This window comes from Rhodoferax sp. (genome assembly GCF_044236835.1).
In the GTDB taxonomy this organism is placed as follows: domain Bacteria; phylum Pseudomonadota; class Gammaproteobacteria; order Burkholderiales; family Burkholderiaceae_C; genus Allorhodoferax.
In genome coordinates this window covers 49,238-61,161 of sequence record NZ_JBIIGC010000017.1, presented here as the reverse complement: position 1 = coordinate 61,161, position 11,924 = coordinate 49,238, and the positions used below count along the sequence as shown (strand labels likewise).

8 protein-coding genes are annotated in these 11,924 nt (G+C 64.0%); all 8 read left to right on the top strand.

Annotated elements, in window-relative coordinates; genetic code table 11:
• Positions 1–73 precede the first annotated feature (73 nt).
• The 8 genes from ACILRC_RS12290 to ACILRC_RS12255 all read left to right on the top strand — a co-directional run bounded on the left by ACILRC_RS12290 (position 74) and on the right by ACILRC_RS12255 (position 11,890).
• Positions 74–2,173, top strand: a complete 2,100-nt coding sequence (locus ACILRC_RS12290; RefSeq protein ID WP_395669661.1) for a 3-hydroxyacyl-CoA dehydrogenase NAD-binding domain-containing protein — start codon at positions 74–76, stop codon at positions 2,171–2,173.
• Positions 2,174–2,182: 9 nt separating this feature from the next.
• Positions 2,183–3,358, top strand: a complete 1,176-nt coding sequence (locus ACILRC_RS12285; protein ID WP_395669660.1) for an acetyl-CoA C-acyltransferase — start codon at positions 2,183–2,185, stop codon at positions 3,356–3,358.
• Positions 3,359–3,373: 15 nt separating this feature from the next.
• Entirely contained in the window at positions 3,374–5,221 is a 1,848-nt protein-coding gene (locus ACILRC_RS12280; RefSeq protein WP_395669659.1) for an acyl-CoA dehydrogenase, read from the top strand.
• 22 nt (positions 5,222–5,243) lie between these two features.
• A complete protein-coding gene (locus tag ACILRC_RS12275; RefSeq protein ID WP_395669658.1) occupies positions 5,244–6,029 on the top strand; it encodes an SDR family oxidoreductase in 786 nt (261 codons plus the stop codon).
• Between the two features lie 77 nt (positions 6,030–6,106).
• The gene (locus ACILRC_RS12270) at positions 6,107–6,847 is read left to right on the top strand and encodes a YoaK family protein (protein ID WP_395669657.1); all 741 of its coding nucleotides are present in this window, start codon (positions 6,107–6,109) and stop codon (positions 6,845–6,847) included.
• A gap of 71 nt (positions 6,848–6,918) precedes the next feature.
• Positions 6,919–8,478 carry a trimethylamine methyltransferase family protein gene (locus tag ACILRC_RS12265; protein ID WP_395669656.1) on the top strand — a complete coding sequence of 520 codons (1,560 nt, stop codon included), beginning with the start codon at positions 6,919–6,921 and terminating at the stop codon, positions 8,476–8,478.
• A 135-nt stretch (positions 8,479–8,613) separates the two neighbouring features.
• Positions 8,614–10,740 (top strand): FAD-dependent oxidoreductase, encoded by a 2,127-nt coding sequence (locus tag ACILRC_RS12260; RefSeq protein WP_395669655.1) that lies wholly within the window; start codon positions 8,614–8,616, stop codon positions 10,738–10,740.
• Between the two features lie 121 nt (positions 10,741–10,861).
• A complete protein-coding gene (locus ACILRC_RS12255) occupies positions 10,862–11,890 on the top strand; it encodes a putative 2-aminoethylphosphonate ABC transporter substrate-binding protein (protein ID WP_395669654.1) in 1,029 nt (342 codons plus the stop codon).
• Positions 11,891–11,924 lie beyond the last annotated feature (34 nt).

The following is an 11,924-nucleotide window of genomic DNA, read 5'->3' as shown; positions in this document are numbered from 1 at the left end:
CGTTCGCCCCTAGAATCCAAATCCGAACGACCGTTCTTTTTTGTCCGATGTTGCTTCTTCAAGGGATGCCCGCATGACCGCCCACTACCAAGCCCACGGCGATGTCGCCGTCATCACACTCGACAACCCGCCGGTCAACGGTCTGGGTCTCGCCACCCGCAAAGCATTGGCCGCCGCCATGCAGCAGGCGCAGGCCGATGCCGCCATCCGCGCCATCGTGATTACCGGTGCCGGCAAGGCCTTCTCTGGCGGTGCCGACATCAAGGAATTTGGCAGCCCTAAGGCGCTGCAAGAGCCCAACCTGCACAGCGTCATTGCCTTGGTGGAGAACTCGGCCAAGCCCGTGGTGGCCGCCTTGCACACGGTGGTGATGGGCGGCGGCCTGGAGCTGGCTTTGGGCTGCCACTACCGCATCGCCGCGCCGGGTACCAGTGTGGCATTGCCCGAAGTGAAGATTGGTTTGCTGCCCGGTGCCGGTGGCACGCAGCGTCTGCCGCGTGTCTTGGGCGTGGAGCCCGCGCTCAACATGATCGTCAGTGGCGAGGCGGTGCAAAGCGACATGTTGGCGATGGTGCCCAAGCAAAAGCTGTTCGATGCCATGGCCACCAGTGCCGCGACCCTCGCCGATGAAGCCCTGGCATTGGCGCGCAAGGTGGCCGACGTGCGGCCCCTGCCGCGCGTGCGTGATTTGCCCTGCCGCCACCCGCAAGGCGCCGCCTACTTCCAGTTTGCGCGCAACATGGTCAAGGGCATGTCCAAGAACTTCCCCGCCCCCGCACGCTGTGTGGACGCGGTCGAGGCCGCCACCACCAAGAAGTTCGACGAGGGCATGGCCTACGAGCGCGACGCGTTAATCGAGCTGATGTGGACGTCCGAGAGCCGCAGCCTGCGCCACCTGTTTTTGGCCGAGCGCGCTGCCTCCAAGATTCCCGATGTGGACGCCGACACAGCGCAGCGCCCCATCCGCAAGGTGGCCGTCATCGGCGCGGGCACCATGGGCGGCGGCATTGCCATGAACTTCCTCAACGCAGGCATTCCGGTGCAAATGCTGGAGATGAAGCAAGAGGCCCTGGACCGCGGCCTGGCCACCATGCGGGGCAACTACGAAGCGCAGGTCAAAAAAGGCAAGCTCAAGCAAGACAAGCTCGACCAGCGCATGGCCTTGCTCAGCACCACACTAGCCTATGAAGACCTAGGTGATGCCGACCTCGTTATCGAGGCGGTGTTTGAAGACATTGGCGTCAAGCAGACGGTGTTCGAGGCGCTGGATCGGGTGATGAAGCCCGGCGCCATCCTGGCCAGCAACACATCCACCTTGGACCTCAACCGCATCGCGTCGTTTACCGCGCGGCGGCAGGATGTAGTGGGCCTGCATTTTTTCAGCCCCGCCAATGTGATGAAGCTGCTCGAAGTTGTGCGCGGCGAAAAAACCGCCAAGGACGTGCTGGCCACGGTGATGGCGATGGCCAAGAAAATCCGCAAGACGGCGGTGGTCTCGGGCGTGTGCGACGGCTTTATTGGCAACCGCATGATCGAGCAGTACGCCCGCCAAGCCGGTTTCTTGCTCGACGAAGGCTGCACCCCGCAGCAGGTGGACAAGGCCATGGAAAAGTTTGGCATGGCGATGGGGCCGTTTCGCATGGGCGACCTCGCGGGCAACGACATTGGCTGGGCCATCCGCAAGCGCCGCGCGGTAGAGCGCGCCAGCATGAAGTACAGCAAAACTGCCGACCTGCTGTGCGAGCGGGGCCGCTTCGGCCAGAAAACCGGCGCCGGTTGGTACGACTACCAGGCGGGCAAGCGCGACGCGCTGCCCAGCGCCGAGGTGCTCGCCATGATCGAAGAGCACCGCCAGTCCCTGGGCATCACAGCGCGCAAGATTGGCGACGAAGAGATTGTGCAGCGTCTGGTGTTTTCGCTGGTCAATGAGGCGGCGCACATCGTGCAAGAAGGTATTGCCAGCCGCGCCAGCGATATCGACATCGTCTACCTCTATGGCTACGGCTTCCCGCCCCACCGTGGCGGGCCGATGCGCTATGCCGACGAGCTAGGCCTGTTCAACGTGGTGCAGGCGATGCAGCGTTTTGCGAGCAACCCACTGGACGATGCGGCATTCTGGACACCGGCACCCTTGCTGGCCCAATTGGCTGCAGACGGAAAAACTTTCAACTAAGGATTCGCCATGACCACCGCGCTGATTGTTTCCACCGCCCGCACCCCCCTGGCCAAGAGCTGGAAGGGCGCTTTCAACATGACCCACGGCGCCACCTTGGGCGGCCACGCGGTCGAGCACGCCATTGCCCGCGCCGGTGTGGAGGCCGGCGAAGTCGATGACGTCATCATGGGCTGCGCCACGCCCGAAGGTGCCACCGGCGCCAACATCGCGCGCCAGATTGCGCTGCGCGCAGGCTGCCCGGTGACGGTCTCGGGCATGACCATCAACCGCTTTTGCTCCTCAGGCCTGCAAACCATCGCCACCGCATCGCAGCGCATCGTGGCGGGCGAGGGTGATGTGTATGTGGCCGGCGGCGTGGAAGCCATCTCTTGTGTACAGCAAGAGATGAACCAGCACATGCTCAGCGACCCCTGGCTGGTCAAGCACAAGCCAGAGATCTACTGGAACATGCTGCAAACCGCCGAGAACGTGGCCACGCGCTACCAGATCGGCCGCGACGCTATGGACGAGTACGGCGCTGCCAGCCAGCAGCGCGCCACCGCCGCACTGGCTGCCGGTTTGTTCCAGGCCGAGATCGCCCCCATCACGGTGACCATGGGTGTGGCCGACAAGGTGATGGGTTTGATGACCAAGCAAGTGACCGTCAGCGATGACGAAGGTATCCGTGCGGGCACCACCTTCGAGGGCATCCACGGCCTGCGCTCGGCGGTGCCCGGCGGGCTGATTTCTGCTGGCAATGCCAGCCAGTTCTCCGACGGTGGCGGTGCCTGCGTGGTGGTGCACGAGAAGGTGGCCGAGCGCAAGGGGCTGCAGCCTTTGGGCCGCTTCCTGGGCTTTGCGGTGGCGGGTTGTGAGCCCGATGAGATGGGCATCGGCCCGGTGTTTGCGGTACCCAAGGTGCTGGCGCGTCTGGGGCTGAAGGTCAGCGACATTGATCTGTGGGAACTCAACGAAGCCTTTGCGGTGCAGGTGATTTACTGCCGCGACCGCTTGGGCATTCCCGCAGACCGCCTCAACGTCAACGGTGGTGCGATCGCGGTGGGTCACCCGTATGGCGTCAGCGGCCAGCGCCTGACGGGCCACGCGCTCATCGAGGGCAAGCGCCGCGGTGCCAAGCGGGTCTGCGTCACCATGTGCATTGGCGGAGGCATGGGCGCGGCTGGCATTTTCGAAGTGCTGTAGCCGGGGCGCTTTCGCATGGCGCTGCGCTCCACCCTGGATTTTTTGCTTTACCAGTGGCTGGGTAGTGAAGACCTGACCGCGCGGCCACGGTTTGCCGACCACAGCCGCGAAACCTGGGACGCGGTGCTCGATACCTGCGAGCGCATCGCCCGCGAAAAGTTTGCGCCCTTCAACCGCTTGGTGGACCAGCAAGAGCCCCGTTTTGACGGCGAGCGGGTGCACCTGCCGCAGGCCACGCTGGAGGCCAACCGGGCGTATGCCGAGTCTGGCATGCTCAGCGCATCCCAAGACTACGCCGTGGGTGGCATGCAGCTGCCCTACAGCCTGGAGGCTGCGGCCAACGCGTTTTTCTCGCTGGCCTCGGTCAGCATTGGCAGTGGTTTGCTGAGCACGGGCAACGCCAATTTGCTAATGGCGCATGGCAGCGCGCAGCAACAAGCGGTGTTTGCGCGTAACGAGTTTTCGGGGCGCTGGATGGGCACCATGTGCCTGTCCGAGCCGCAGGCGGGCTCCAGCCTGTCCGACATCCTCACCCGCGCGCTGCCCGACGGCGCGCAGCACGAGGAAGACCCGCTGGGGCCGCGTTACCGGCTCACCGGCAACAAGATGTGGATTTCGGCGGGCGACCACGAACTGAGCGAAAACATCGTCCACCTGGTGTTGGCCAAAATCCCCGATGCCAACGGCCAGTTGGTGCCGGGTACGCGCGGCATCTCGCTGTTTGTGGTGCCCAAGCACCTGGTCGATGCGCAGGGTCAGCTTACCGGCGAACGCAACGATGTGGCGCTGGCGGGCCTGAACCACAAACTGGGCTGGCGCGGCACCACCAACACCTTGCTCAACTTTGGCGAGGGCAAGTACCCGGTGGCCGGCCGTGCGGGTGCCGTCGGCTACCTGGTGGGCCAACCTGGCGACGGCCTGCGCTGCATGTTCCACATGATGAACGAGGCCCGCATCGGCGTGGGCATTGCCGCCACCATGCTGGGGCTGGCGGGCTACTACGCGGCGCTGGATTACGCCAAGTCCCGGCCCCAGGGCCGCCCCGTGGCGCCTGCAGGCTCTGGCGCGGCTCGCAAGGACGCCACCCAAGCGCAGGTGCGCATCATTGAGCACGCCGATGTCAAACGCATGTTGCTGGCGCAAAAAACCTACGGCGAAACCGCGCTGGCTTTGGCGCTGTACTGCGCCCGCCTGGTGGATGAACAGCACACCGCAGCGCCCGATGTGGCCGACGACGCCCGGCTGCTGCTGGAGGTGCTGACACCCATTGCCAAGAGCTGGCCCAGCGAGTGGTGTCTGGAGGCCAACTCCTTGGCCATCCAGGTACATGGCGGCTACGGCTACACGCGCGACTTTCCGGTGGAGCAGTACTGGCGCGACAACCGCCTGAACATGATCCACGAGGGCACCCACGGCATCCAAGCCCTGGATTTGCTGGGGCGCAAAGTACACATGGAAAACGGGCGGGGCCTGCACCTGTTGGCCCAGCGGATCGCAAGCACAGTCGAACAAGCGCGGACACAGCCGCGCCTCGCCGACCATGCGCAGGCCTTGGTTGCTGCGTGGGAGGCGTTGCAGTCTGCTACCACCGAAGCGTGGGCTACCGGCGTGCCAGCGCAGGCGCTGGCCAATGCGGTGCCCTATCTGCAGGCCTTTGGCCATGGGGTGGTGGCCTGGATTGCGCTGGACGTGGCGCTGGGCGCGCTGCGCGACGACCCGCAGGCGGCGCGCAGCGACACCCAGGGTCGGCTCGGTACCACCCAGTTCTTCTTCCACTACGAGTTGCCCAAAATCACCGCCTGGCTGGCGGTGGTGCGCACGCGCGACATGACCTGCGCCGACTTTCCCGAAGACGCGTTCTAGTTTTTTTAGCGGAGCATTTGCCATGGCGGTACGCACGGTGTCCCAGTTGTTTGACTTGACCGGAAAGACCGCCCTGGTCACCGGTGGCTCGCGCGGGCTGGGCCTGCAGATGGCCCACGCGCTGGGTGAGGCAGGCGCGCGGGTGATGCTTGGCGCACGCAAGGCCGACGAGCTGGAGCAGGCCTGTGCCGAGCTGCAGGCTGCTGGCATCGACGCCCGCTGGGTTGCCGCCGATTGCGCGCAAGAGCAAGACCTGCGCCGCTTGGTGGACGAGACACTGCACCGCATGGGCGAGATCGATGTGCTGGTGAACAACGCCGGTGCCACCTGGGGCGCGCCTGCCGAAGACCACCCGCTGGAGGCCTGGGACAAGGTGATGCAGCTCAATGTGCGGGGCTACTTTCTGCTCAGCCAAGAGGTGGCCAAGCGCAGCATGATCCCGCGCCAGGCCGGACGCATCATCAACATCGCCTCGATTGCCGGGCTGCGCGGTAATCCGCCGGGCATGCAGACCATTGCCTACAACACCTCCAAAGGCGCGGTGCTCAACTTCACCCGCGCGCTCGCAGCAGAGTGGGGCCGCTACCGCATCAACGTCAATGCCATCTGCCCCGGCTTCTTCCCCAGCAAAATGACCGCAGGCACGCTCAAGGCGCTGGGGGAGCAGCGGCTGGCCGAACTTGCACCCTTGCAACGCCTGGGCGACGACGAAGACCTCAAAGGCATCTGCCTGCTCTTGGCCAGCGATGCAGGCAAACACATCACCGGCCAGCACCTTGCGGTCGACGGTGGTGTCAGCATTGTTTAGCGCCGCGATGTCCTTGTCGGCAGGCTAGGCACCTGGGCCGGAGCCAGTAGACTGCGCTACAGCCCCCGGTGCTTTTCATGCCCCTGCATTACCTCAGCCAACTGACCGACACGCCCCGCACGGTGCGTGCCGATCTGCACATGGGCGTGCTGTTGGCGGCGGTGGCTGGCGCGCTCAACGCGGGCGGTTTTCTGGCGGTGGGCCAGTACACCTCGCACATGACCGGCATGGTGTCCATGTTCGCCGACCAGGTGGTGCTGCACGACATGGAGTTGGCGGTGGTGGCCTTGGTGTCCTGGTTGGCGTTTCTGGCGGGCGCGGCCTGCACCGCCATCGTCGTCAACCACAGCCAGCGCCACGGAATCCAGAACATTTATGCCCGCCCCGTATTGATCGAGGCCGCCTGCGTGCTGGTGTTTGGCAGCTTTGGTGGGACTTTGAAGACGCACGAGTTCGCCGACGTTTCCGTGGCCGTCATTGTTTTGTGCTTCGCCATGGGCCTGCAGAACGCGCTTATCACCAAGATTTCCAACGCGGCCATCCGCACCACGCACGTCACCGGCCTGACCACGGACTTGGGTATCGAGTTGGGCAAGTTGTTCTACTGGAACCGCAATGCGCAGACGGTGGACCGCGGCCGGGTGGTGGCCAACCGCAGCAAGATGCGGGTGCACGCCTTGCTGATTGCGGCGTTTTTGTTTGGTGGTGTCAGCGGTGCCTTGGGCTTCAAGCACTTGGGGTTTGTATCCACCGTGCCGCTGGCCTTGGTGCTGGGTGTGGTGGCGCTGGCCCCTGGCTTGCGTAACAAGCATGCTTAAACCGAGCGCACGCGAAGCAGACTAAGCGCGCCGCAGCAGCGCAACAAAACAACCACAAAGCAGGAGACCGCATGACCGACAGCACCGCACCCAACTCCGTGGCGTCCGACGCCAAAAAGCACCGCCGCGCCGGTGGCCGCGAACGCCGCGACCCCAAAGCCAAGATGGCTGGCCCAGCCTACCTCACCCGCAACATCCCCACCTACGACGTGATGGGCGAGGAGAACCTGCAAAAAATCGAAGCCACCGCCGAGCGCATCCTGGCCGAGGTCGGCTTGGACATCCGCGACGACGAGGAATGCCTGGCGCTCTTTCGCAAGGCCGGTGCCCATGTCGATGGCATGCGGGTGAAGTTCGAGCCCGGCCATGTGCGCGAGATTCTCCAAACCGCGCCAGCCAGTTTCACCCAGCATGCGCGCAACCCGGCGCGCAGCGTGGAAATTGGCGGCAACAGTGTGGTGTTCTCCCCGGCCTACGGCTCACCCTTTGTGATGGACCTGGACCGCGGCCGCCGCTACGGCACGCTCGAAGATTTTCAGAACTTCGTCAAGCTGGCCTACGCCTGTCCCTGGCTGCACCACAGCGGCGGCACGGTGTGCGAGCCCACCGACATTCCGGTGAACAAGCGCCACCTCGACATGGTGTATGCGCACATGCGTTTTTCGGACAAGGCCTACATGGGCTCCATCACCTCCGAGGAGCGCGCCGAGGATTCGATTGCCATGTCGCGCATCCTGTTTGGCGCCGACTTTGTAGACCAGCACTGCGTGATTTTGGGCAACGTCAACGTCAATTCGCCGCTCTTGTGGGACGGCACCATGACCAAGTCGGCAAGGGCCTATGCGCGGGCCAACCAGGCAGCGGTGATCGTGCCTTTTATTCTGGGCGGGGCCATGGGCCCGGTGACCAACGCCGGTGCCATCGCCCAGGCCCACGCCGAGACCATGGTGGGCTGCGCCATCACGCAGTTGGAGCGGCCGGGTGCGCCGGTGATTTATGGCAACTTTCTTTCGAGCATGTCGCTGCGCTCGGGCTCGCCCACCTTCGGTACACCCGAGCCCGCGATTGGTTCCATGGTGATCGGCCAGTTGGCCCGCCGCCTGAACCTGCCGCTGCGCTGTGCCGGATCGTTCACTACCTCCAAGCTGCCCGACGGCCAGGCGATGGAAGAGAGCGTCATGTCCATGCTCTCGGCGGTGCACTGTGGGGCCAACTTCATCTTGCATTCGGCAGGTTTCCTTGATGGCCTTCTGTCCATGAGCTACGAAAAATTCATGATGGATGCCGACTTTTGCGGCGCGCTGCACAGCTACCTTGCTGGTGTGGTGGTGGATGACAACACCTTGGCCATGGACGCCTTTCGCCAGGTCACGCCCGGCGGCCACTACCTGGGCAGCGCCCACACCATGGCCAACTACACCACCGCGTTTTATGACTCCACCATCGCCGACAACACGCCCTTCGAGTCGTGGAGCGAGAGCGGCAAAACCGACAGCGCCACCCGCGCCAACGCGCGCTGGAAGGCGGCGCTGCACGACTTTGAGGCCCCACCCATGGACGCTGCCATGGACGAGCAGCTGCGCGACTTTGTGGACCGCAAAAAGGCCTCGATGACCGACCAGTGGTACTGAGTTCGCGCGTACCAAGCGGCGTGCCGAGCTGATCGAACAAACGCCCCCAAAAACCTGGCTCCAACCCACATCCCAGTCCACGCCCCAAGCCACGCTTTCAACAACGCCTGAATCCACCTCCACAGCAAGTGCGCCATGTCCCCTGAGAACGACCCCCTGCTGCAGCCTTTTCAACTGAAGCACCTGCGGCTCAAGAACCGCTTGATGATCACCTCGCACGAGCCCGCCTACCCCGAGGACGGCATGCCCAAAGCCAAGTACCGCGCCTACCACGTGGAACGCGCCAAGGCCGGGATTGCGCTGACCATGACGGCGGGCTCGGCGGCGGTGTCGCGCGACAGCCCGCCGGTGTTCAACAACATTCTGGCCTACAAGGACGAGGTGGTGCCCTGGATGCGCGAGCTCACCGACGCCTGCCACGAACATGGCGCTGCGGTGATGATCCAGATCACCCACCTGGGGCGGCGCACCAGCTGGTCCAAGGCCGACTGGCTGCCGGTGGTGTCGCCCTCGCACGAGCGCGAGACATCGCACCGCGCCTTTCCTAAAAAGATGGAGGACTGGGACATCGCGCGCATCATCCAAGACTACGCCGATGCGGCCGAGCGCATGCAGGCCGCAGGTGTCGACGGGCTGGAGCTGGAGGCCTACGGCCACCTGCTGGACCAGTTCTGGTCGCCCGCTACCAACGCGCTGGACGCGCCCTATGGCGGCGCGCTGGAAAACCGGGTGCGCTTTACGCTGGAGGTGATCGCCGCCATTCGCAAACGGGTCGGCCCCGACTTTATTGTGGGCGTGCGCGGCGTGGCCGACGAGGTACGTCCAGGCGGCTTGACCGCCGAGGAGGGCGCGGGCATTGCGCGGTATTTGGCGCGCTCTGGCATGGTGGATTTCTTGAACATCATCCGTGGCCACATCGACACCGATGCGGGCCTGACTGATGTCATACCGGTGCAAGGCATGGCCAGCGCGCCGCACCTGGAGTTTGCGGGCGGTCTGCGCGCGCATGTGGACATTCCCATCTTCCATGCGGCCAAAATCCAGGACGTCAACACCGCGCGCTTTGCGATTGCCTCGGGCAAGCTCGACATGGTGGGCATGACCCGCGCCCACATGGCCGACCCGCACATCGTGCGCAAAATCATGCAGGGCCGCGAAGACACCATCCGCCCCTGCGTGGGTGGCAACTTTTGCCTGGACCGCATTTATGCCGGAGGCGAGGCCTATTGCATCCACAACCCCGCCACAGGGCGCGAACTGACTATGCCCCACACCTTGCAGAAGGCCGATGTGGTGCGCAAGGTGGTGGTGGTCGGCGCAGGGCCTGCGGGCCTGGAGGCGGCGCGGGTCGCCTCGGAGCGCGGCCACCGCGTGGTGGTGCTGGAGGCCGCGCCGCAACCGGGCGGACAGATTCGCCTGACCGCGCAAAGTCCGCGTCGGCGCGAGATGCACAGCATCATCGACTGGCGCATGGCGCGCTGCGAGGAGCAGGGCGTGGAGTTTCGCTTCAACACCCTGGCCGAGGCCGACACCGTGCTCGCGCTGGAGCCGGACGTGGTCATTGTTGCCACTGGCGGCCTACCCCACACCGAGGTTTTGCAATCCGGCAACGACCTGGTGGTGTCGGCTTGGGACATTCTCAGCGGCGATGCCAAACCCGGCCGCAAGGTGCTGCTGTTTGACGACGCCGGAGACCATGCCGCGCTGCAGGCCGCCGAGGTGATTGCGCAGAGCGGTTCGCACCTGGAGATCATGACCCCCGACCGCAGCTTTGCGCCCGAGGTCATGGCCATGAACCTGGTGCCCTACCTGCGAAGTTTGCAAAAGCGCGATGTGGTGTTTACCGTCACGTTCCGGCTCACGTCGGTGCGGCGCGAGGGCGAGGGCTTGTTGGCCACGGTGGGCAGCGACTACGGCGGCGTAAGCCAAATCCGCAGTGTGGACCAGGTGGTGGTCAACCACGGCACCCGTCCGTTGGACGAGTTGTACTTCGCCCTCAAGCCGCTGTCGTCCAACCGTGGCGCAGTGGACTACGACGCGCTGATTGCGGGCCTGCCGCAACCGCTGCTGCGCGGGAAATTGCAACCCGAACCAGCATTGCCTGCGCCAACCGACGCGGCGGGCTTGCATGACGCCGCTTGCGCCAAGGTACCCGCCGATGCACCTGAAGGTTTTATGCTGTTTCGAATTGGCGACGCGGTATCGGCGCGCAATACGCATGCAGCCATTTACGACGCGCTGCGCCTAGTGAAGGACCTATAGCCGCCTATCTCGGCGCCGCAATGCTGATCCTGGGCTGCGGTGGCGATTCATCAATTTGACATAAGAGCTTCGTACGCTCGGTAACTGAATCGCGTTTCATTTGCCTTACTACGGAGCCTCCATGAAGCTGACCCTTGCCCTGAAATCCGCCCTCGCTGGTGCACTGATTGCCCTGCTGGCCGTGCCAGCCCTGGCCCAAAAGACCGTGTTGACGGTGTACACCGCACTTGAGAACGACCAGCTTGGTCCTTACAAGCAGGCTTTTGAGGCCGCCAATCCCGATACCGAGATTGCATGGGTGCGAGACTCCACAGGCATCATGACAGCCCGTATCCTGGCGGAAAAAGACAACCCGCGCGCCGACGTGATCTGGGGCCTGGGAGCCTCCAGCATCGCGTTGTTTGACAGCATGGGTTTGTTGCATGCGTACAGCCCCAAGGGCGTGGACCAGATCAAGCCCGTATTCCGCAGCAGCAAGAATCCGACTACCTGGACTGGCATGGACGCTTGGCTGGCTGTCATGTGCTTTAACACCGTTGAAGGTGGCAAGAAGAACCTGCCCAAGCCCGCATCCTGGGCAGACTTGACCAACCCGGTCTACAAAGACGCCATCGTTATGCCCAACCCGGCCTCGTCGGGAACGGGTTACCAAGCGGTTTACGCCTGGTTGCAACTCATGGGTGAAAAAGGCGGTTGGGAATTCATGGACAAGCTCCACCAAAACGTGGCCGTCTACACGCACTCTGGCTCTGCACCGTGCGTTCAAGCTGCTAAAGGCGAGCGGGTAGTCGGCATTGGCGTTGACATGCGCGGTGCCAGAGAGAAAACTGCCGGTGCCCCCATCGACATCATCTTGGCCAAAGAGGGAGCACCTTGGGACATGGAAGCCACAGCCATCGTCAAGGGCACCAAGAACCTGCCAGCAGCACAAAAGCTGGCTGACTTTGCGATCAGCAAGCCTGCGTACGAGATGTATGGCAAGTATTACGCCATCGTGGGTTACCCCGGCATGAACCCGGCTCCGCCGAACTACCCGCCAAGTGCCGACGCCGCCATGGTGAAGATTGACTTGGGCAAGATGGGCGCCGAGCGCGCTCGCATCCTGGCTGAGTGGACCAAGCGCTACGACAGCAAGTCCGCACCACGGTAACTTGAAGCGACAAACCCTGTCGCTTTAGCGTTGC